General features: G+C 64.5%; 18 protein-coding genes. 15 read left to right on the top strand and 3 right to left on the bottom strand.

The genetic code is table 11. The features are described from left to right. Positions 1-4: 4 nt before the first annotated feature. Together G3N95_RS32910 and msrB are read right to left on the bottom strand one after the other, a co-directional pair. Positions 5-1,822, bottom strand: coding sequence for a cytochrome c biogenesis protein DipZ (locus tag G3N95_RS32910; protein ID WP_205974278.1), 1,818 nt, complete (start codon positions 1,820-1,822; stop codon positions 5-7). 40 nt (positions 1,823-1,862) lie between these two features. Beyond that, positions 1,863-2,387, bottom strand: coding sequence for a peptide-methionine (R)-S-oxide reductase MsrB (msrB, locus tag G3N95_RS32905; protein WP_205974277.1), 525 nt, complete (start codon positions 2,385-2,387; stop codon positions 1,863-1,865). Between the two features lie 178 nt (positions 2,388-2,565). On the opposite strand from msrB, the gene G3N95_RS32900 reads away from it, so the two are divergent. The 7 genes from G3N95_RS32900 to G3N95_RS32870 all read left to right on the top strand — a co-directional run bounded on the left by G3N95_RS32900 (position 2,566) and on the right by G3N95_RS32870 (position 11,453). Beyond that, complete coding sequence (locus G3N95_RS32900) at positions 2,566-3,297, top strand: response regulator transcription factor (protein ID WP_205974276.1); 732 nt, start codon at positions 2,566-2,568, stop codon at positions 3,295-3,297. Continuing rightward, on the top strand, positions 3,294-4,835 hold the full coding sequence (locus G3N95_RS32895; protein ID WP_205974275.1) for a HAMP domain-containing sensor histidine kinase: 1,542 nt from the start codon (positions 3,294-3,296) through the stop codon (positions 4,833-4,835). The genes G3N95_RS32900 and G3N95_RS32895 overlap by 4 nt, the downstream gene beginning before the upstream one ends. A gap of 574 nt (positions 4,836-5,409) precedes the next feature. After that, the gene (locus G3N95_RS32890) at positions 5,410-6,402 is read left to right on the top strand and encodes an extracellular solute-binding protein (protein WP_346778432.1); all 993 of its coding nucleotides are present in this window, start codon (positions 5,410-5,412) and stop codon (positions 6,400-6,402) included. Continuing rightward, entirely contained in the window at positions 6,402-8,213 is a 1,812-nt protein-coding gene (locus G3N95_RS32885) for a GGDEF domain-containing protein (protein ID WP_205974273.1), read from the top strand. Before G3N95_RS32890 ends, G3N95_RS32885 begins: the two co-directional genes overlap by 1 nt. 80 nt (positions 8,214-8,293) lie before the next feature. Beyond that, complete coding sequence (locus tag G3N95_RS32880; protein WP_012404672.1) at positions 8,294-8,467, top strand: hypothetical protein; 174 nt, start codon at positions 8,294-8,296, stop codon at positions 8,465-8,467. Between the two features lie 316 nt (positions 8,468-8,783). Beyond that, complete coding sequence (locus G3N95_RS40950) at positions 8,784-10,271, top strand: methyl-accepting chemotaxis protein (protein WP_277398053.1); 1,488 nt, start codon at positions 8,784-8,786, stop codon at positions 10,269-10,271. 117 nt (positions 10,272-10,388) lie between these two features. After that, entirely contained in the window at positions 10,389-11,453 is a 1,065-nt protein-coding gene (locus G3N95_RS32870; RefSeq protein WP_205974271.1) for a hypothetical protein, read from the top strand. Positions 11,454-11,537: 84 nt separating this feature from the next. Here the strand turns inward: G3N95_RS32870 and G3N95_RS32865 are convergent, their stop codons facing one another. Next, a complete protein-coding gene (locus G3N95_RS32865) occupies positions 11,538-12,725 on the bottom strand; it encodes an acyltransferase (protein WP_205974270.1) in 1,188 nt (395 codons plus the stop codon). A gap of 376 nt (positions 12,726-13,101) precedes the next feature. On the opposite strand from G3N95_RS32865, the gene G3N95_RS32860 reads away from it, so the two are divergent. From G3N95_RS32860 to G3N95_RS32825, 8 genes are all read left to right on the top strand, one after another. Beyond that, positions 13,102-14,493, top strand: coding sequence for a GH1 family beta-glucosidase (locus tag G3N95_RS32860; RefSeq protein WP_205974269.1), 1,392 nt, complete (start codon positions 13,102-13,104; stop codon positions 14,491-14,493). Positions 14,494-14,573: 80 nt separating this feature from the next. Further along, complete coding sequence (locus G3N95_RS32855; RefSeq protein WP_205974268.1) at positions 14,574-15,818, top strand: ABC transporter substrate-binding protein; 1,245 nt, start codon at positions 14,574-14,576, stop codon at positions 15,816-15,818. A gap of 39 nt (positions 15,819-15,857) precedes the next feature. Beyond that, positions 15,858-16,781, top strand: a complete 924-nt coding sequence (locus G3N95_RS32850; RefSeq protein WP_205974300.1) for a sugar ABC transporter permease — start codon at positions 15,858-15,860, stop codon at positions 16,779-16,781. After that, on the top strand, positions 16,781-17,689 hold the full coding sequence (locus G3N95_RS32845; RefSeq protein WP_205974267.1) for a carbohydrate ABC transporter permease: 909 nt from the start codon (positions 16,781-16,783) through the stop codon (positions 17,687-17,689). Before G3N95_RS32850 ends, G3N95_RS32845 begins: the two co-directional genes overlap by 1 nt. Positions 17,690-17,699: 10 nt before the next feature. Beyond that, positions 17,700-18,797 (top strand): ABC transporter ATP-binding protein, encoded by a 1,098-nt coding sequence (locus tag G3N95_RS32840; RefSeq protein WP_205974266.1) that lies wholly within the window; start codon positions 17,700-17,702, stop codon positions 18,795-18,797. A gap of 37 nt (positions 18,798-18,834) precedes the next feature. Next, on the top strand, positions 18,835-19,839 hold the full coding sequence (locus G3N95_RS32835) for a substrate-binding domain-containing protein (protein ID WP_205974265.1): 1,005 nt from the start codon (positions 18,835-18,837) through the stop codon (positions 19,837-19,839). A 143-nt stretch (positions 19,840-19,982) separates the two neighbouring features. Continuing rightward, positions 19,983-21,251 (top strand): nitrate/nitrite transporter, encoded by a 1,269-nt coding sequence (locus G3N95_RS32830; RefSeq protein ID WP_205974264.1) that lies wholly within the window; start codon positions 19,983-19,985, stop codon positions 21,249-21,251. Positions 21,252-21,330: 79 nt separating this feature from the next. Next, a complete protein-coding gene (locus G3N95_RS32825; protein ID WP_205974263.1) occupies positions 21,331-22,716 on the top strand; it encodes a NarK family nitrate/nitrite MFS transporter in 1,386 nt (461 codons plus the stop codon). The last annotated feature ends 174 nt before the right edge of the window (positions 22,717-22,890 follow it).

Below are 22,890 nucleotides of genomic sequence, written 5' to 3'. Positions count from 1 at the left end.
GGGGTTAGCCGAATGTGAACGCGTAAGCCTCGACACCCGGATCGAGAAACTCGATCGCGAAGGTATGGTCGGCCACGTCGCCCGTTTGACGCACGAGTTGATACAGACGCTGCTCCGTGACGACGCCCGTGCCGTCGGCATTCACGTCGGTGCCGCGCGCATTGCCGGGCGCGGCGCCGTCGATGGTCACGCGGAAGTGCACAGGCTTGCCGCCCGCGCCCGGCCCGAGCACGAGATGCAGGTCGCGCGCATGGAAGCGATACACGATGCGTCCGTCGGGTGCGGCGAGCGTTGCGTGCTCCGCGCCCACTTTCCACGTGCCAGCGAGTCCCCAGTCGTTGACGTCGGGGCTCGACGGCGCGCTGTACGCATGAGTGCGGTTCGGCGCTTCGCCGCCCGGCGACATGAAGTTCTCGGCACGCGCATAGCCGATGTAGGTTTCCGGCGACATCATGTCGTTGCCGTCGGCGGCCGCTTCGACGCCTTTCGCATGCTGTTCGAGACCCGTCGCCACCTGGGCCGCTTCGGGATGGCCCGCTTCCGCGAGCAGTTGCTGGATCACCTTCTCGGACTGCTCGTATTCGCCTTCGCCGAAGTGATGATGGCGGATGCGGCCCTGCGCATCGACGAAGTAGTGCGCCGGCCAGTACTGGTTGCCGAACGCGCGCCAGATCGCGTAGTTGTTGTCGATCGCGACCGGGTAATCGACGCCCAGATCGTGCGACGCCTTCTTCACGTTGTCGATATTGCGCTCGAATGCGAACTCGGGCGCATGCACGCCGATCACGACGAGGCCCATGTCGCGATACTTCTGCGACCACGCTTTCACATACGGCAGCGAGCGCAGGCAGTTGATGCACGAGTACGTCCAGAAGTCGACCAGCACGACCTTGCCGCGCAGTTGATCGGCCGTGAGCGGCGGCGAGTTCAGCCACTGGACGGCGCCCGTCAGCGCAGGCAGCGTGCCTTCGACGGGCAGCGCTGCCGCTGCCGTCGAGGCGCGCATCATCGTCCCGGCGGGCGGCGCGGCGTCGGCGGCGGCAGGCTTCATCGCGGGCAGGTTCGCGGACATCATCGCTTCGTTGGCGGCCGGTTTCGGCGGCGACAGCTTGTCGACGAGGTGCTGTTCGATACCGCTCGTCGCGACCGTCGAGACTTTCGTGAGCACGCCCGTATCGAAGCCCAGCGCGATTGCCGCGACACCGCACAGCATCGCCGCGCCGATGCCGCGCCGCACCCATTCGCCCGCGCCGAGCGAGCGCTTCATCGCCGCGAAGACCTTGCCGCCGATCAGCAGCGCAATCGCCAGCGAGGTCGCCGCGCCCGCCGCATACGCAAGCAGCAGCAGTGTCGTGCCGACGCTCGCGCCGCGCAGCGCGGCGCCCGTCAGCACGAGGCCGAGGATAGGGCCCGCGCACGGCGCCCACAGCAGGCCCGTCGCGATGCCGAGCAGAAACGACGAGCCGATGCGCGGCGTGGCGCCGTCCGTCCGCGCGAGCGCGGTCAGCCGGTTGCCCGCACTGACGAGGGGGTGCATCAGACGGTCGGCGAAGCGCGGCAGCAGTAACGTCAGGCCGAACACGCCGAGCAGCACGATCGCGATCCAGCGGCCGTACTGGTTGGCCTGCGTGACCCAGCCGCCGCCGACGGCGGCCAGCGTCGCGACCAGTGCGAACGTGAGCGCCATACCGCCGAGCAGCGGCAGGCCCGAGCGCACGAACGGCTGGTCGGCGCGCGCGAAGACGAAGGGCAGCACGGGCAGAATGCACGGACTCAGGATCGTGAGCGCGCCGCCGAGATAAGCGAGGACGATGAGTAACATGATCGTTTGGATGGTGGATCGTGCGAAAGAGTGGAGGGCGTTACACGGCGCGCGGCGTGAAGGTCATCGCGAGGCCGTTCATGCAGTAGCGCAAGCCCGTCGGTTTCGGACCGTCGTCGAACACGTGGCCCAGATGGCCGCCGCAGCGCCGGCAGTGCACTTCCGTGCGGACCATGCCCCACGAGCCGTCCTCGCGCGTCGCGACGGCGTGATCGAGCGGCGCCCAGAAGCTCGGCCAGCCCGTGTGGCTGTCGAACTTGGTGCGCGACGAAAAGAGTTCGAGGCTGCATCCGGCGCAGGCGAACAGGCCGCTGCGGTGTTCGTCGTTGAGCGGGCTGCTGAACGGGCGCTCGGTGCCTTCCTCGCGCAACACGTGGTATTGCGCGGACGTCAACATCTGCCGCCATTGCGCGTCGGAGTGCATGACTTCGAAGCGCGCCGCAGCATTGCCGGACGCCTCCGATGCGTCCGGTGCGCCGGCGGCGAACGCGCGCCAGTTCGCGAGAGCGGCCAGCGTCGCCAGCGCGCTGCCGCCCGATAACAGGAACTGCCTGCGGCTTTTCATCGTGTGCTCCTTCGTGCGACTCGATTGAACGTGGCCGTAGCGTAAGTCCGCGCTGATATCAGGGTCCTCACGGAAACTTAAATTAATTGTGATAACCCGGCGGCCGAAAATTCTGCACAATGTCAGGGCTGTAAACGTCGTATGAAGGCGTTTAATCCCACTCAATTCAAGCGAGCCGATGGATCATCCGAAGCGCGTACTGATCGTCGAAGACGATGTCGACATAGCCAATGTGCTGAGCCTGCATCTGCGGGACGAGCGCTATGAAGTCGTGCATAGCGCCGACGGCAACGAAGGCTTGCGGCTGCTGGAGCAGGGCAACTGGGACGCGCTGATTCTCGACCTGATGCTGCCGGGCGTCGACGGGCTGGAGATCTGCCGGCGCGCCCGCGCGATGGCGCGCTATACGCCCATCATCATCACGAGCGCGCGTTCGAGCGAGGTGCATCGCATCCTCGGCCTGGAACTCGGCGCCGACGACTATCTCGCGAAGCCTTTCTCGGTGCTCGAACTGGTCGCGCGCGTGAAGGCGCTGCTGCGGCGCGCCGATGCGATGGCGAAAGACGCGCGCATGGAGGCGGGCAGCCTGAATCTCGCAGGGTTGTTCATCGACCCGCTCACGCGCGAAGCGAGCGTGCACGGCAAGCGCATCGAGCTGACGCCGCGCGAATTCGATCTGCTGTACTTCTTCGCGAGCCGTCCGGGCAAGGTGTTCTCGCGCATGGATCTGCTCAACGCCGTGTGGGGCTATCAGCACGAGGGCTACGAGCACACCGTCAACACGCACATCAACCGGCTGCGCGCGAAGATCGAGGACGACCCCGCGCAGCCCACCCGCATCCTCACGGTCTGGGGACGCGGCTACAAGTTCGTAGCCGATCCCGCCGCACACGAGGGAGAAGCGTCGTGAACCTGTCATTGACGCAGCGGTTGTCGCTGGTGTTTTCGGTGTTGCTGCTCGCGTGCTGCGGCGCGTCGGCATGGTTGCAGATCCGGTCGAGCGATCTGCACGAGAAGGAAGTGATTCAGAGCCTGTCGCGCGATCTCGCGTCGCATATCGCGCGCAATCCAGCCTTGTCCGACGACGGCGGCGACGGTACGCGCAAGGACGCGATGCGGCAGATCTTCGGCCAGCTGATGGTCGTGAATCCGAGTGTCGAGGTGTATCTGCTCGATCAGAACGGCCACATCGAAGGCGACGACGCGCCCGCCGGCCACCTGAAGCGGATGCAGGTCGATGTGCGTCCCGTCAGGCAGTTCATCGCAGGCGATCCGCTGCCGATACTCGGCGACGACCCGCGCAGCGTCGACGGCCGCAAGGTGTTCAGCGCGGCGCTGCTGCCGCACGCCGGGTCCGACGCGTCGCGGCCGCCCGAGTATCTGTACGTCGTGCTGCAGGGCGAAGCGCACGACGAACTCGCGGCGCGCGTCGCGGCCAGCTCGGTGTTGCGCACCACGTTATGGTCGATGGCCGTCGTCGCGCTGCTCGGTCTCGTCGCCGGCCTGATGGCGTTCGGGCTGATCACACGGCCGCTGCGCCGTCTCACCGATGCGATGCGTCAGTTCGATGCGAACGGCGAACCCGGCGCGCAACCGGCAATGCCGAACGTGACGGCGACGCGGGCGACGCGCGTTGCAGCGCCCCATTCGCGCGACGAAATCGCGACGCTCGAATCGACCTTCGCGCAGATGGCAGAGCGCATCGGTCAGCAATGGCGCGAGCTGACGCGCCAGGACCAGGAGCGACGCGAACTGGTGGCGAACATCTCGCACGACCTGCGTACGCCATTGACGTCGCTGCACGGCTACCTGGAAACGCTGTCGATGAAATCGGATTCGCTGAGCGACGCCGAACGCAAGCGCTATCTCGCGATCGCGCTCGCGCAGAGCGTGAAGGTCGGGCGTCTCGCGCAGTCGCTGTTCGAACTCGCGCGGCTCGAGCATGGCAACGTGCAACTCGCGCTCGAAGACTTTTCGCTCGTCGATCTGCTGCAGGACGTGTTCCAGAAGTTCGAGCTGTCCGCCGAAGCGCGTCATATCGCGTTGCGCGCGGGCATCGCGCCGCGTCTGCCGAACGTGACGGCCGATCTCGGCATGATCGAGCGCGTGCTGACCAATCTGCTCGACAATGCGATCCGTCACACGCCGGACCACGGCGCCGTCGATGTCGATCTCGCGGTGCGCGACGGCAAGGTGTCGGTGACGGTCAGCGATACCGGGCCGGGCATGTCGGAAGAGGTGCGCGCGCGGCTGTTCCAGCGCGCGTTCACGTCGGGCGGCGCGCATCGCGGCGGGCTCGGTCTGCTGATCGTCCAGCGCATGCTGCAGTTGCACGACAGCCAGATACGGCTCGTCGAACGCGAATGGGCGGGCACCACGTTCTGCTTCGAGCTGCACCCGGCGGGCAGTGTGCAGAAGGGCGGACGCACGGTGGCATCGATTCAGTAGCCGAACCGGTTGCGGAAGCGCTTCCTCTCGCAGCAACTCAAAGCAACTCGCAGCAAATAAGCCGGCCGAACAAGGACGCGAAAAAACACGGCCGTGCCGAACAGTTGTCATCAATGCTCATTACGATCACGCTGCAAAACGACGCGAAAAAACAAACAGCGGTTTGAAACGCATGATGATGTGCCGCGTACGCGCTGCACGCCGACCCGGCGCATGCGGCTGCGGCCATTTTCTGAAACGCTGCCTGAAAAACGGGAGCGCGCCAATCGTTAAAGAAGCGTCCGTCCGGGCCGTTATCTACGGTGTAGACCACACGAAATATATTTTGGCGCACGCGATTCGGCTAGACTGCTGTTCCTTCCCTGAAGAAAAACGTCGCGCGTTGTTAGCAAGCGACGGACACCGTTTCCCCTCGCGTGTGCATTGAAGTCGGATCGCAACAAGGACAGACGAAATGCGGTGGTGCTACTCATATGCATGTGTCTGGCGGCGAGGCTTGTCTGCCCGCATTGCTTGCGCGGCCGTTCGTCCGAAACGCCTGCTTGACTCAGTCATCCTTTTTCTCGGCTGCTGCATGCTGGTTGCACACGCGACGGCAGCGGAGAACGTGTTGCGCGTGCTCGCATGGCCCGGCTATGCCGATGCCGACGTCGTGAAAGATTTCGAAAGCCGTTATCACGCGAAGGTCGAAGTCACGCTGGTCGATTCCGACGAAGCGTTGTGGGACAAGATGCATCAAGGCACGCAGCCGCAGTTCGACGTGCTCGCCGCGAACACGGCTGAAATCCAGCGCTACGCGCACGACAATCTGCTCGCGCCGCTCGACCTCGCCAGCCTGCCGAACACGAAGCGCCAGTTGCCGCGCTTTCGCGCGCTGTCGTCGATCGGCGGGCTCACGAAACACGGCACCGTCTACGCGATTCCGTTCACCTATTCGACGATGGGCCTGATCTACGACCGCAAACAGGTCAGCGTCGCGCCGCATTCAATGAACGAATTGTGGAACCCGCGCTATCGCGGCAAGGTACTCGACTACAACAGTGCGCAGCACAATTTTTCCTTCACGGCGCTCGCACTGGGCTATACGAATCCGTTCCAGCTGAACAGCACGCAGGTCCAGACGATCACGCGCAAGCTGATCGACCTGCGCCGCAATCTGCTGACCTATTACAACCTGCCGGAGGAAGCCGCTGCATTCTTCGTCCAGCACAAGGTCGCGCTGATGTTCGGCAACTACGGCACGCAGCAGCTCGAATTGCTGCGCCGCGCGGGTGCCGACGTCGGCTACGTGATTCCCGACGAGGGTGTGCTGGCGTGGCTCGATTGCTGGTCGATGACGAGTGCGGCAGCGAACCGGCCGCTCGCGCTCGCGTGGATCAACTACATGCTCGAACCCGAGGTCAGCGGCCTGCTGACGCAACGCCAGGGGCTCGCGAACACGCTCACGGAATCGCCCGAAAGCACGGGCAAGAGCCATATCCTGTGGCTCGAGCCCGTCGAGAACATTCAGACGCGCGAGGCGCTGTGGAGCCGCATCGTCTCGGGCGACCGGCCGGAGCGATTCTGATGATTCGCCCGGGCCTCACGTTCAAGCTCTCCGTGCTGCTCGCGCTGATCGGCGTGCTCGCGTCGGGCACGACGGGCTATTACGCGTATCGCGCGAATCGGACCATGCTCGTGCACGAAGCGGAGCGCAGCCTGCTCACGTCGACGGAACTGCTCGGGCAGCGCTTCACGGTCGCGATCAACGACATCGCCGCGGACGCGCTCGTGCTGTCGACCTTGCCTTCCGCGGCAGGCGTCGCCGTCAGCGACGACGGCACCTCGCCGGACAGCCCGATGCGCGAGCGGCTCGCGCAGGTGTTCGCGAGCTTCATCGTGCAGCATCCCGAGTATCTGCAGGTGCGGCTCATCGCGCGCAATCACTACGGGCTGGAGCTGATCCGGCTCGACCGCGAATCGGGCGGCGCGGTGCGCGTGCAGGAAAGCGCGCTGCAGGAGAAGGGCCAGTTCGCGTATGTGTTCGAGACGCTCGCGCTGATGCCGGGGCGCGTCTACATTTCGCCCATCGCCGTCAATCACGAGCATGGCGCGCACGCGGCCGAGGGCAAGCCGACGCTGCGGGTCGGCACACCCGTCGCCAACGCACGCGGCGAAGTGGTCGGCGTGGTCGTCATCGACGTGGATCTGGCCAGCCTGCTGCGGCTGTCGCAAGCCGATCTGCCGAGCGACTACCAGGTCTATCTGGCGAACGAGTGGGGCGATTTCCTCGTGCATCCCGATCCGTCGCAGACCTTCGGCTTCGACAAGGGCCGGCGCGTGCTCATGCAGGACAGCTTCGCGGCGACCACGCCGCTCTTCGAGCAGTCGACACAGCCCGTGCTGCTGAACGGACTGACGCAACCGAAAGAGGCGGGAGGCCAGGTGCTCGCGTTCGTGCGCCGGCCGTTCGGCGAGTCGCAGGGCAATCGCTTTCTCGTGATCGGTCTCGCGAAGCCGCTGCACGATGTGCTCCTTGGCGCAAACATGCTCGGTAACAGCATCGTACGGATGGTGCTGATCTTCAGCGCGTTTGCGATCCTGCTCGCCATCCTGTTCGCCCGCGCGCTGACGCGTCCGCTGCATACGCTCGCCGACGCCGCCACGCACTTTTTCTCCGAGCACACGATGGACGCGCTGCCCGTCAAGCGCACCGATGAAATCGGCGTGCTCGCGCGCGGCTTCGATCGCATGCGCCGCGAGATCCGCGTGCAAATGGATGCGCTGCACAGCAAGCAGCACGAACTCGTGCATCTCGCGAGCCACGACGGGCTGACGGGACTGCCCAACCGCATGCTGTTCATGCAGAAACTGGAGGAATCGATCGACCGCGCGCGCGTGACGGGCGAGCGGCTCGCCGTGCTGTTCATCGACCTGAACCGCTTCAAGCAGATCAACGATCAATACGGCCACTCCGTGGGCGACGACGTGCTCGCGATCGTCGCGGGCCGTCTGCAACAGGTTTTGCACGCGGGCGATCTCGTCGCGCGGCTCGGCGGCGATGAATTCATCGTGCTCGTCAAGGGCGAGCGTTCCGCCGAAGCGGCACCCGTGATTGCCGCGCGCATCGTGCGCACGATCGACTCCGAACTGCTGATCGGCGACCAGCCGATGGCCGTCGGCGCGAGCATCGGCATCAGCCAGTTTCCGTCCGACGGCGATTCGGCGGAAGCGCTGCTGCTCAATGCGGATGCCGCGATGTACGCGGCGAAATCGGGCGGCTCGGGCGCGTGGCTGTCGTATCGCGAGCTGATCGACATGCAGCGCTTGCGGGCCGGGCGCGAGCGCGAAGCCGAAAAGGTCGCGCCCGCGGATGACGGGACAGATGTCATTGCATAAAAACTGAGCGACACGCCGGTCTTTCCGCGCGGCACGGTTCTTGCCAAAACCTTGCACGTCAAAGCGGAAAGGAGAATCCGATGACCCTGGCCATTTATCTGATCGGCTGGCTGATTTTCATTGGCGGCGTGTCGTGGGCCCTCGTCAGCATGCACGTCGCGCAGCATTATGTCGCGATCGTCGCCGTGATCCTGCTCGGCATCGGCGTGGTCACGGGCGCGACCCGCGCACGCGGCCGCGACCGCTCTTCATAGCGCAGGCAGGTCGCGGCGGCAGGCAGCGCTCGCATGCCGCCGCGACCCAAAGCATTCAATCGGGGCCGTGCCCAAGCGGCATGGTTCAGCACCGCCCACCACGGCTTTCGACCGTGTCTCTGAAGCATCGGATTCGCCGCGCGGGCGGTAAAAATGAAACAAAAGAGTCAGATCCGCGCCGAACCAGACCTACTGATCCTCCTTTACGTGCCGTAAATAGGGAAGCCGGATGTAAGCACGGCTTTCAAGTTTGCCCCGGACGGCGATGAAGCGAGCCGCCGGTCTGGGGAATGTAAAACGTATTTGGGATTGTTCGATGTCTGGGAAAGCGCTGAACTGGGTCGGGTCGGGGAGTGTGAACGCATTTCTGTCGAAGCAGGACGACTCGCTCCTCGAGCGGAACGCGATCACCGCCGACTGCGTGATGTATCTGACGCTGATCTGCTCCGCCATTGCCGCCTTACTGATTGGCCTGCATTTCGACGAAACGGCGCTGGCGCTGGAAGTGGGAACGGTCGCATGGCTGGCCGGCAGCGTGGTGTTTTTCACCGGGCGCGGCTCGCTGCTGTCGAGCATGGTGCTGACTGCCTGCAACGTCGTGCTGGTCGCATTGCACATTCAGCTTGCCCACGGCACGACCGAATTCCACTTCGGCGTATTCGTGCTGCTGGGCTTTCTGCTGGTCTATCGCGACTGGCGTCCGCTGCTGCTGGCGGCCGGCCTGTTTGCGGTTCACCACCTTGCGTTCGACAGATTGCAGGCACTGAATTTCGGCGTGTACTGCACGACGAGCGCCAATTTCCGCGTGACGGCTCTGCATGCGGCCTATGTCGTGGTTCAGACGGGCATCGAGATCTTTCTCGCCACACGGCTGCGGCGCGCGGCGATCGAGGCTGCGGAACTGTCCGCTATCGTGTCGCGTGTCGAGCGCGACGGCGTGCTGTCGCTGAACGTCTCGGGCGTGGCCGTCAGCGCGCCGACCGCGCGCGTGCTCAAGGCCGCCATCGGCAAGATGGAACAGGCGATGACTCGCGTGAACGACAGCGCCCGGCATGTCGACGGGGCGGCGCAGGCAATCGCCAGCGGCAATACGGAGCTGAACGAACGCACCGAAACGCAGGCGCGCAATCTGAACCAGACGGCGACGTCGATGGATCAGCTGACCGTCACGATGAAGCAGCACGCCGACGATGCGCAGGAGGCGAACCAGCTGGCCGAGACGGCTTCGTCGGTGGCGCGTGACGGCGGGGCGGTGGTCGCGCAGGTGGTCGACACGATGAGTGCAATCGACGACTCTGCCCGGAAGATCTTCGACATCATCGGCGTGATCGACGGCATCGCGTTCCAGACCAACATTCTCGCGCTCAATGCGGCCGTGGAAGCGGCGAGAGCCGGCGAACACGGGCGCGGTTTCGCGGTGGTGGCCTCAGAGGTCCGCAGCCTCGCACAGCGGGCCGCGAGTTCGGCAAAGGAGATCAAGGCGCTGATCGAGACGTCGGTGAACAACGTGAGCGTGGGGCGTCAGCTAGTCGATCAGGCCGGGACGACGATGCAGGATGTCGTCGGCAGCATCGCACGCGTGGCGGACATCATGGCAGGCATCAATTCGGCGAACCGCCAGCAGGCGCAGGACATCGAGCAGATTCATCACGCCGTCGCGCAGATGAACGAGGTCACCCAGCACAACGCGGAACTGGTCAGGCAGGCGACGGCAGCGTCCGCATCGCTGCGCGAGCAGGCTGGGCAGCTGAAACAGGTGGTCGGCGTGTTCCGGTTCGAGGAGCGCGCCGACGCGCTCGCGTGACCTCGCGTGACATTTCCCGACATAGTTTATGAACTGACCTCGCGGGCCGTTTCTTCTACGATTCATTCCGTCGCCACGCTGCACCTGCAAGTGGCCCGAACCGTGAAGGACACAGCCGTGAAACTCCGCTCGCAACTCTTCTCTTCGTTTTCTGGTCTGCTGAATCGTTCGTCCGCAACCGCTGCACGCGGCGTCTCGCGCCGCATCGCGCTGGCGGCGGCCGCGACGGTGATCGGCGCCAGCGCGTCGCTCGTCAGCGTGCCCGCATGGGCGGGCTGGTACGGGCACGGCACGGCCTACACGTCGCGCGGCGAATACAACGGCGCGCACGGCGGCTACTGCAGCGGCGGAACCTGCAATCACGCGGGCGGCGTGGCGGGTCCTTACGGCGGCATCGCGAGCAACTCGGGCAGCGTGACGCGCACGGCGCCCGGCCAGTTCTCCAACTCGGGCACGGCGTACGGTCCGAATGGCCGCTCGGTGCAGCATTCGGGCGACACCAGTTGCGCAGGCGGCACCTGCTCGCACACGGGATCGATGACGGGCTCGGACGGCAAGACGGCGTCGACGTCGGGCGAAGTGACGCGCAACGGCGCGGGCCAGTACTCGTCCTCGGGCACCGTGACGGGCGGCAACGGCAACAGCTACAACCATTCGGCGTCGACGAACTGCGCGGGCTGGACCTGCTCGCGCTCGGGCACGGTGACGGGCAGCAACGGCGGCACGGTCACGCATTCCGGCAGCGCGACGAGCGTCGCACCGGGCGTGGTCGTCACGTCGGGCAGCGCGACGGGCACGCACGGCAACACCGTGACGACGAGCGGCACCGTCGTGCACGGCGGCGCAGTCACGACGGGCGGAACGACGGTGGTGGCGGGCAGCACGACGACAGTCGCTGCCGCCGTCATCGTGCCCCCGCCCGTTGTGGTGCCGCCGCCCACGTCGACGGTGGTCGTTGCTGCGCCGGTACCGGCACCCGTGCCTGCGCCCGTCGTCGTGACGCAGCCTCCCGCCGTGGTGGTCGCACCGGCACCCGTGGTCGTGCCGCCGCCCCCGGCTCATGTCGTGGTCGTCGCTCCGCCGCCGCCGCATGTCGTGTACGTCGCGCCGAAGCCGCGCCCGGTCGTGCTGATTCCGGGGCACTGGGTGGGCCGCGTGTGGGTTCCCGCGCACTGGGCATGAAGCAGGTAAGCACCCTCAACGAACAAACGGCGCCTGAAGCGCCGTTTGTCTTTGTGGAGCGTTCGACGTTTCGAAGCGTCGCAATCAACCCGGCTTCATGCCCGGACCCACGGCGACGGAAGGATCGACCGCATCGTTGGCAACGGCTGCCGGCACGAGCGGCTTGGCGCGGAAACGCCTGCGAATGCGACGGCGCATCGGTTCTTCGAAATAGGTGAATACGACGACGCTGAACAGCAGCGTGAAGACGAGCGGTATCCAGCCGTTGCCCGAGCGAAAACCTGCGAGCCACGCCAGATACGCGAGCGGCACATGAATCAGGAACAGCGCGTAGCTCGCTTCGCCGAAACGCACGAGCCAGCGCTGATTCAGCACGCCGAGCACGGGCCGTTCGAGCAGCGCGAGGCCGAGAATCAGCGTCGCGAAGAACGGGCTTTGCGGATAGAACACAGGCGTCACCGGCTGCCACAACGCCAGCACGATCAGCACGACGACGGAACCCGACACCAGCGCGATGCCGCGCCCATGCATCGACTTGCCGCGCCCGCGCAACGCCTGGAACGCGAGCGCCGCGCCGATGCCCAGCATGAACTCGGCGATCCGGCACAGCGGCAGCGCGCCCGCGAGAAAGTGGCTGCGCGAGACGGGAAACACGACCATGATGAACACGATCATCAGGCCCTGCGCAATCCAGATGCCGACCAGCGTGGCGGCCAGTGTCGAGGCGCGCATCTTCACGAAACGTGCGAGGATCAACGGAAAGAGCGCATAGAAAAACGCTTCGCACGACACGCTCGACGCCGGTCCATTCCACGGCTGGTTGATCGCGGCGAACGGGAACCAGGCGGTGATCAGCAGCACCTGGCAGACGAAGCTCACCACCAGCGACAGATTGATCGCCGACTTCAGCGCGAACCATTTGAGCAGCAGCACGTCGTTGTGCGTGATGACCAGGTAGGCGGTCGTGATCGATGCGATCGCGAGCGCGAACAGGATGTTCGGATAGATGCGGGCCACGCGCGCGACATAGAAATTGTGCGGGCTTTGCGTCGCGAGTTCGTCGCGATACGTGTATGTGAGGATGAAGCCCGAGAGCACGAAGAAGAGCGAGACGGCCGAGCGTCCGCCATCGACGAAATTGAAGAACGAGACGGGCGTGTTGAGCAGTTCGAGTTCGCGGTAATGCGAGAGGACAACCGTCAGCGCCGCGAGGAAGCGGATGCTCGTCAGCGCAGGAACGATGCCGTTGGCCTGAATGGTCGTCGCTCGCATTGGGCTCTCATTCTTAAAAGGATGCGTCACAAGTTTCCGCATCGACGATTCAGTGTAGCGGTCCGATATCCCGTTCTTTCCGGCCGGACCCCGACTCGTCGGAAAAAACCGAGACATTGGCCGAGCAATCCCCGGTGCGCGTTGTGTACGTGCACCGAAAAGCGGGCACGTCGAGTGCAGCGCGGAGCGTGTTCGCGATGCCCGTTGCATCCGGTTTCGGACAGGATCTCGCGGATCCAGACAAACCCTGATTGCTGCGCCAAAAGCGCCGCTGCTATCGTGCGCAGGTCATGTGGAAGCGCTTCCACTTCTCGCTTCCATCCCGTCGACCGATGCGCTGCAATGCGCATCAACTCATCCAGCGAGAGGAGGTTCCGTGGCATACGATGCAGTGGCACCCGGCAGCAGTCAGCAAACCGATCCGTTCACGCCTTCCGCCGATTCGGTGCTGTGGCGCAAGGACTTTCTGCTCGGCGCGGCGACGGCCTCGTATCAGATCGAAGGCGCCGTCAACGAGGACGGCCGCCTGCCGTCGATCTGGGACATCTTCTCGGCGACGCCCGGCAAGGTGCTCGCGGGCGACACGGGCGCGGTGGCCTGCGATCACTATCACCGCTGGGAAAGCGATCTCGACCTGCTGACGCGCCTGAATTTCGAGGCGTACCGTCTGTCGATCGCATGGCCGCGTGTGATGGACGAAGCAGGGCGGCCGAATCAGAAAGGCCTCGATTTCTACAAGCGGCTGCTCGGCAGGCTGAAGGACAAGGGCTTGCAGACCTTTGTCACGCTGTATCACTGGGACTTGCCGCAGCATCTCGAAGACCGCGGCGGCTGGCTGAACCGCGAGACCGTCTATCGCTTCGCCGATTACGCGGACCTGATGAGCCGCGAACTGGCAGGCCACGTCGATGCATGGATGACGCTCAACGAGCCATGGTGTTCGGCGTTCCTCGGCTACGGCAACGGCCATCATGCGCCGGGCCTCGCGAACGTGCGCTACGCGACGCAGGCGATGCATCATCTGCTGCTCGCGCATGGTCAGGCCACCCAGGTGTTGCGTAGCAACGATCCGTCGTCGATGAAAGGCATCGTCGCGAACGTGGGGCGCGGCACGCCTGCGTCGTCGAGCGAAGCGGACCAGCGCGCCGCGCATCGGTTCGAGGTGCAGCACAACGCCTGGATTCTCGACCCGCTGCTCAAGGGCGAGTATCCCGCCGATCTATGGGAACTGTGGCCGGGCGCCGAGCCGCTCGTGCTCGCCGGCGACATGCAGACCATCGCCGCACCGCTCGACTTCCTCGGCATCAATTATTATTTCCGCACCAATGTGAAGAGCGACGGCGCGCATGGTTTCGTCGACGTGCCGCTGCCCGATGTCGAACGCACGCAGATGGGCTGGGAAGTGCATCCGGACGGCCTGCGCGATCTGCTGACGGGCTTTCACGGCACCTATGCGAACCTGCCGCCCATCTACATCACGGAGAACGGCATGGCGTCGGATGACCAGGTGCGCGATGGCCGCGTCGACGACCCGCAGCGTATTTCGTTCCTGAAGCGGCATCTTGCCGCCGTCGATCAGGCCGTCAAGCAGGGCGTCGATATCCGCGGCTACTTCGTGTGGTCGCTGCTCGACAACTTCGAATGGGCGTTCGGCTATGAGCGGCGCTTCGGCGTCGTGCATGTCGATTACGGCACGCAGCAGCGCACGGTCAAGCGCAGCGGCGAGCTGATCGCGAAGTTCATCGAGGCGCGCAGCAAGAAGGACTGACACGCGAACTGACACGCAGCCGACATAAGCTGGTATGCAGTCGAGCCGATAAATCGGGCATCGAGCCTGAAGGAGACGGAATGAACAGCAGAAAACAGTGGGCGTTGAGAAGCGGTATTGCACTGGCATTGGCCATCACGGGCGTCGTCGCGCATGCCGAGCCGTTGAAGGCCAATGTGATTCACTGGTGGACCTCGGGCGGCGAATCGGCGGCCATCCGGCAGTTCGCCGACGCGTACAACCAGGCGGGCGGCCAGTGGGTCGACAACGCCGTGGCGGGTGCGGACCAGGCGCGTGCGACCGCGATCAACCGTATTGTCGGCGGCGATCCGCCCACGGCTGCGCAGTTCAACACGTCGAAGCAGTTTCACGATCTGATCGATCAGGGCCTGCTCAATAACGTCGATGCCGTCGCCAGCAAAGAGAACTGGGCCGCCATCTTCCCGCAATCGATACTCGACAGCATCAAGGCCAACGGCCATTACTACGCCGCGCCCGTCGACATTCACATGCCCGCGTGGTTCTTCTATTCGAAACCGGTGTTCGCGAAGGCGGGCATTGCGGGCGACCCGAAGAGCTTCGACGAATTTCTCGCCGATCTCGACAAGCTGAAAAAGGCGGGCGTGATCCCGCTCGCGCTCGGCGGCCAGCCGTGGCAGGAGAAGATCACCTTCGACGCCGTGTTCGCCGACGTGGGCGGTCCGGACCTCTATCTGAAGGTGTATCGCGACCGCGATGCGAAGGCAGTCAATTCCGATGCCTTCAAAAAGGTGCTCGCGTCGTTCAAGAAGCTGCACGACTATGTCGACCCGGGCTCGCCGGGCCGCAACTGGAACGACGCGACGGCGCTCGTGATTTCCGGCAAGGCGGGCGTGCAGATCATGGGCGACTGGGCGAAGGGCGAGTTTTCGGCGGCGAAGCAGACGCCCGGCAAGGACTTCGGTTGCTTCCCGGGCTTCGGTCCGCACTCGCCGTATCTGGTGGCGGGCGACGTGTTCGTGTTCCCGAAGACCGACAACGCGAACGCGATCAAGGCGCAGAACCTGCTCGCCACGGTGATGACGTCGCCGCAGGCGCAGGTCGCGTTCAGCGCGAAGAAAGGCTCGATACCGATCCGGCCCGACGTCGACGTCAGCCAGCTCGATATCTGCGCGAAGGAGGGCATCGCGATCATGAAGGACAAGTCGCGCCAGTTGCCGAATCCCGAAATGCTGCTGTCGCCCGACATGCAGGGCGCGTTGACGGACGTCATCACGAACTTCTGGAACAAGAACCAGTCGGTCGACGATGCGCAGAAGGCCTTTGCCAGCGCGCTCAAAGGCTGACGCACGATGGGGACGCTCAAGTCGCACGCGTTGCCGGACATGACGACGAAGCCACGGCCCGTTGCCAGGACGCGCGGGCGACCCTTGCGCAAGCGCTGGTCGATCGCCGCGTGGATCGCGCTGATCCCGATGGCATTGACGGTGATCTTCGCGTATCTCGGCACGATGCTCTGGACCGCGCGCGTGTCGCTCAGCAACTCGCGCACGTTTCCGTCGAACGACTTCGTCGGTGTCACGCAATACGTGCGGCTGTTTCATAACGACCGCTGGCTCGTGTCGCTGCAGCACATCGCCATCTACGGCGTGTGCTTCATCGTCGCGTGTCTGGCGATCGGCATGCTGCTCGCGATCTTCATCGATCAGCGCGTGATGGCGGAAGGCGTGCTGCGCACGGTGTTCCTGTATCCGTATGCGATGTCGTTCGTCGCGACGGGGCTCGTGTGGCAATGGATCCTCAATCCCGAACTCGGCGCGCAGTCGCTGCTGCACAAGATGGGCTTCACGCATGCGCGCTTCGACTGGATCGTCGATCAGGACTGGGTGATCTATACGATCGTGATCGCAACGGTGTGGCAGGCATCGGGCCTCGTGATGGCCGTGATGCTCGCGGGCTTGCGCGGTATCGACGACGAGTTGTGGAAGGCCGCGCGCGTCGACGGCGTGCCGCGCTGGCGTGTCTATGCGAGCATCGTCATTCCGATGCTAGGCCCGTCGATCTCGACCGCCTTCGTGCTGCTGTTCGTCGCCGTCGTGAAGCTGTTCGACGCCGTCGTCGCGATGACGCAGGGCGGTCCCGGCACGGCGAGCGAAGTGCCCGCGAAGTTCATCATGGACTATCTGTTCGGACGCGCGAACATCGGGCTGGCGTCGGCGGCTTCCATCGTGCTGCTGGCCACGGTGCTCGCGATACTCGCGCCGTTTCTCTACGCGCGCAGCCGCAACGCGTCGCGCAAGGAGGTGTGATGAGCACGACGCTGCAACCCTCAGCAACGGCACCGCGAAAACGTCACGCGCACAGGAAGCGCTTGTCGCCGTCGCGTCTGGGCATCTACGGTTTTCTGATCGTTGCCGCGCTGTTCTTCCTGTTGCCGCTCTATGTGATGCTCGTCACTTCGGTGAAGCCGATGAGCGAGATACGTCTCGGCAACCTGCTCGCGCTGCCGATGCACTTCACGCTGCAACCGTGGGGCGATGCATGGCAGTCGGCCTGCACGGGGCTCGACTGCAACGGCATCCGTGTGGGCTTCTGGAACTCGGTGCGCATCGTCGTGCCGAGCACGGTGTTTTCCATCGTGATCGGCGCGATCAACGGTTATGCGCTGTCGTTCTGGCGGCCGCGCGGCGCGGGCGTGTTCTTCGGCGTGCTGCTGCTCGGCGCGATCATTCCGTATCAGGTGATGATCTATCCGATGGTGCGCGTGCTCGCGGCTGTGCATCTGTTCAGCTCGCTGCCCGGCATCGTGATCATTCATACGATCTTCGGCATGCCCGTGATGACACTGCTGTTCCGCAACTACTACGCCGGCATTCCCATCGAGCTGTTCAAGGCGGCGCGCATCGACGGCGGCGGCTTCTGGCGCATCTTCTTCCAGCTGATGCTGCCGATGTCGCTGCCCATCGTCGTCGTCGCGATGATCCTGCAGGTGACGAACATCTGGAACGACTACCTGCTCGGCCTCGTGTTCGCGGGCACGCGCAATCTGCCGATGACGGTGCAACTGAACAACATCATCAACACGACGACGGGCGAGAAGATCTACAACGTCAACATGGCGGCGACGATCCTGACGTCCGTCGTGCCGCTCGCGGTGTATTTCATTTCGGGCCGCTGGTTCGTGCGCGGCATCGCGTCGGGCGCAGTGAAAGGTTAGAAGGATTGATATGGCAACCGTACCGAACATGGCAAACGTCGCGGTCCGCGACCTGAAAATCCAGCTGGGCGCGAACACGGTGATCGACGCGCTCGATCTCGACGTTCGCGCGGGCGAATTCGTCGTGCTGCTCGGGCCGTCGGGTTGCGGCAAGTCGACGCTGCTGCACAGCATCGCCGGTCTGATCGACGTGACGGAGGGCAGCATCGAGATCGGCGGCGAAGACATGACCTGGGCCGATCCGAAAGACCGGCGCATCGCGCTCGTGTTCCAGTCGTACGCGCTGTATCCGACGATGAGCGTCGAGCGCAATCTGTCGTTCGCGCTGCGCATCAACGGCACGCCGAAGGCGGAGATCGCGCGACGCGTCGCGCGCGCGTCGGACATGCTGCAACTCGGGCCGCTGCTCAAGCGCAAGCCGGCGCAACTGTCGGGCGGACAGCGGCAGCGCGTCGCGATTGGCCGCGCGATCGTGCGCGAAGCCGACGTGTTCCTGTTCGACGAGCCGCTGTCGAATCTCGACGCCAAGCTGCGCACCGAACTGCGCCGCGAACTCAAGCAACTGCATCAGCGGCTGGGCGCGACGATGATCTACGTGACGCACGACCAGGTCGAAGCGATGACGCTCGCGACGCGCATGGCCGTGATGAAGAACGGTGTGATCCAGCAGTTCGGCACGCCCGCCGAAGTGTATGCGCGGCCCGCGAACCTGTTCGTCGCGACCTTCCTCGGCTCGCCGGCGATGAACCTGCTGAACGGCACGCTGCATACCCTGGGCGACGGCGTGCGCTTCACGGGCGCGAAGCTCGAACTCGACGTTTCGCCGTATCCATTCGCCGCGTCGCCCGGCAACGGCCAGCCGTGCGTGCTCGGCGTGCGGCCCGAAGATGTGCGCGTGCGGCTGGGCGCCGACTCGAATCAGCGCGGAGAAGTGTCGCTTATTGAACCAATGGGCAACCACCGGGTTATCTGGCTCGATTATCATGGCACACAGATAGCGTCGATCGATCAGGAGAAAACGCCCGTCGCCGTTGGCGACTCCGTGGCGTTCGCGATCGATGGCGCGCATATATCGCTGTTCGACGAGGCGGGCGGGGCGCGCCTCTGAACGGCAGGCGCAAACACTACAAGCGGACGGAGACACCGTGGCGACCCTCAAAGATGTGGCGGAGCTGGCGGGCGTGGGGCTCTCGACAGCCTCGCGCGCCATTTCGGGCAAAGGACCCGTATCGGCCGAAGCAGCCGCGCGCGTGAAGGCGGCGATCGCCGAACTCAACTTCCGGCCGTCGTCGATCGGGCGCGCGATGGCCACGCAGCAACTGGGCATCATCGGCCTGTTCGTGCCGACCTTCTTCGGCTCGTACTACGGCACGATCCTCAAGCAGACGGATCTCGAACTGCGCGCGGTGCATCGGCATGTGGTGGTGGCGACGGGCTGCGGCGAGTCGACGCCGCGCGAACAGGCGCTCGAAGCCGTGCGCTTCCTGATCGGGCGCGACTGCGACGGCGTCGTCGTGATCAGCCATGATCTGCATGACGAAGACCTCGACCAGTTGCATCAGATGCACCCGAAAATGGTGTTCCTCAACCGCGCGTTCGATGCGTTGCCCGATGCGTCGTTCTGCCCGGATCATCGGCGCGGCGGCGAACTGGCGGCCACGACGCTGCTCGAACATGGGCATCGCAAGCTGGCTGTGATCTCGGGACCGTTCACGGCGTCGGACAATGTCGAGCGGCTCGACGGCTTCTTTGACGAACTCGCGCGGCACGGCATTGCACGCGACAGCGTGCCGCTGATCGAATCGGACTTCTCGCCGGAAGGCGGCTATGCGGCGACGTGCCAGTTGCTCGAATCGAAAGTGCCCTTTACCGGGCTCTTTTGCGCCAACGATACGATGGCGGTCAGCGCATTGGCGCGCTTCCAGCAACTCGGCATCTCGGTGCCCGGCGATGTGTCCGTGATCGGCTACGACGACGATTATTCGGCCGCTTACTCGGCGCCCGCGCTGACGTCCGTCCATATTCCGACCGCGGAACTGACCCAGAACGCAGTGCGCTGGCTCATCAACCAGTGCTACGGCACGAAGTGGGAGATCTTCCGCGAGTTCCCCGTGACGGTGTCGATGCGGGCTTCGGTAGGGCGTGTTTAAAGAAGCTACACCCACCGGCTCTACACCCATCGGACTACTCCATCCCGCCTAGCGACGCTTCGCCGCGTCATCCCACGGGCGGATAGGCAGCGCGCCCGTCGCTTTCTACCCTTTGGTCGGTACTGTTACCGAAGGGAAAGGCGATGAGCGTCGCACATCTATCGATCGATGAAACCACGGATGCCCGTGCCTGGCGTGTGCTGGGCACGAGCACATTCGCGTTCACGATCTGCTTTGCCGTCTGGATGATCTTCGCGATCCTCGGCATTCCACTCAAGAAACAACTGCATCTGTCCGATACGGAATTCGGACTCGTCGCCGCGATGCCCGTCCTCACCGGCTCGCTCGCGCGCGTGCCGCTCGGCATCTGGACCGATCGTTTCGGCGGGCGCGGCGTGTTCTTCCTCACGATGATCGCGACCGTCGTGCCCATCTGGTTGATCTCGCTCGCGACGCAGTTGTGGCAGTTCCTTGTCCTCGGGCTGTTCGTCGGCATCGCAGGCGCGGCGTTTTCGGTCGGCACGCCCTATGTGGCGCGCTGGTTTCCGAAGTCGCGCCAGGGGCTCGCGATGGGCATCTTCGGCGCGGGCAATTCGGGCGCCGCGCTGACGAAGTTCGTCGCGCCCGTGTTGATGACTGCCGCCGGCACATGGACGATCGTGCCGCGCGTGTACTCGGTTGCCATGCTGTTGACGGCGCTGGCGTTCTGGCTGCTGTCGTCGTCGGATCCCGCGCATTGCCTGCAAAGCAAGGAGAGCTTCGCGGATCAGATGAAGGTCATCCGCGACCCACGTGTATTGCGCTATGCACAGTACTACTCGGTCGTATTCGGCGGCTATGTCGGTCTGTCGCTGTGGATGCCGCAGTACTACGTGAACCAGTACGGCTTCAGCCTCGAACACGCGGCATTCCTCGCCGCCTGCTTTTCGCTGCCGGGCGGCGTGCTGCGCGCGCTGGGCGGCTGGCTGTCCGACCGCTACGGCGCATCTCGCACCACGTGGACGGTGATGTGGATCGCGCTCGCGTGCTTCTTCCTGCTCAGCTATCCCGACACGGACTTCGTCATTTACTCGATGCACGGACCGCTTGCCTTCCATATCGCGCACGGCCCCGTCGCCTATACGGTGCTGATGTTCGTGGTGGGCGTCGCGATGGCCGTGGGCAAGGCGTCCGTCTTCAAGTTCGTGTCGAACGATTTCACGACCAACATCGGCGCGGTGTCCGGCGTGGTTGGTCTGGCGGGCGGACTTGCGGGCTTCCTGCTGCCCATCCTGTTCGGGCTGCTCGTCGACCTGACGGGCGTGCGCAGCACCTGTTTCATGCTGATGTTCGGCGCGACGGCCGTCAGTCTCGTCTGCATGCACTTCACTTTCCGCACGCGCGAGCGTGCAGCACACGTCCTCAATTCCTGAGCCTCGCGCGGACGCAATCGTTCGCTTCAAAAGAAAAGCCGCGCATCGTGCGCGGCTCAACCCTGATCCAACCAACATCATGTCCAGATATCTTCTTACGCAATGGGAGCCGGAAAACGCCGTCTTCTGGCAAGCAAACGGCGAGTCGGTCGCGAACCGCAACCTGTGGATTTCGATTCCCGCGCTGATGCTCGCCTTCGTCGTGTGGTCGCTGTGGAGCGTCGTCGTGGTCAACCTCGACAAGGCGGGCTTTCATCTTTCGAAGGGCCAACTGTTCTGGCTGACGGCCTTGCCCGCGGTGTCGGGCGCGACGCTGCGCATCTTCTATTCGTTTCTCGTGCCGATCTTCGGCGGCCGGCGCTTCACGGCCGTGTCGACTGCGAGCCTGCTGCTGCCCGCGCTCGGCATGGGCTTCGCGCTGCGCGATCCGTCGACGGGCTATCCGACCTTGCTCGCGCTGGCGCTGCTGTGCGGCCTCGGCGGCGCGAACTTCAGTTCGTCGATGGCCAATATCAGCTTCTTCTTTCCGAAGGCGAAGAAGGGCTTCGCGACGGGCATGAACGCCGGCATCGGCAACCTCGGCGTGTCGCTGGTGCAGTTCGTCACGCCCATCGTGGTGTCGAGCGCGGTGTTCGGCGCGCTGGGCGGCGCCGGGCAGACGTACAGCATGAAGGGCGTCGAGCACGGCATCTGGTTGCAGAACGCGGGCTTTCTGTGGGTGCCGTTCATCGTCGTGGCCACGCTGGCAGCATGGTTCGGCATGAACGACATCGCCGACGCGAAGGCATCGTTTGCCGAGCAGGCTGTGATCTTCCGGCGCATGCACAACTGGCTGATGTGCCTGCTGTATGTGGGCACGTTCGGCTCGTTCATCGGCTTTTCGGCGGGCCTCGCGCTGCTCACCAAGTCCGAGTTTCCGTCGATCAACCCGACCGCGTATGCCTTCCTCGGGCCGCTTGCGGGTGCGCTCGCGCGGCCCATCGGCGGCTGGATTTCCGACCGGCTCGGCGGCGCCCGGGTGACGCTGTGCACCTTCATCGCGATGATGGCGGCCGTGGCAGGTGTGATCGCTTTTCTGCCGCATGGCGAAGAGGCCGGCAACTTTGCTGGCTTCCTCGCCATGTTCATCGTGCTGTTCGCGCTGACGGGCATCGGCAACGGTTCGACGTTCCGCATGATTCCCGTGATCTTCCTCACGCAAAAGGAACGCGCATCGAAAGGGCAGCCGGAAGAGGTGAAGCGGCAGGCCATCCGCGACGCGGGCAAGGAGTCGGCCGCGGTGCTCGGCTTCGCGGCTGCGATCGGCGCGTATGGCGGCTTCTTCATCCCGAAGAGCTTCGGCACGTCGCTCGATCTGACGGGTTCTCCCGTGGCGGCGCTGTACTGCTTCATCGCCTTCTATGCGCTCTGCACGGCCGTGACCTGGTTCTTCTACGCGCGCCGCAACGCGCCGATGCCGTGCTGATCCATCGTTCGGCTCTATCCGTTCAATCCGGACTACGCCGAAAGGCGTAGCCACGCCCCGCCACTCGCTCCGAAGACGTATGCATGACGCTCCCTTTGAGGAATGGGCAGTGGCGGGCCGAATCCCTAAGCTTTGCGTATTGAATCCGCGGCTTCGTATGACAACCGCTTCCGG

The sequence above is a fragment of the Paraburkholderia sp. Tr-20389 genome (genome assembly GCF_017104565.1).
Taxonomy (GTDB): Bacteria; Pseudomonadota; Gammaproteobacteria; order Burkholderiales; family Burkholderiaceae; genus Paraburkholderia.
Note: the sequence above shows the minus strand (reverse complement) of the source record. Positions and strands in the feature narration are given on the sequence as shown.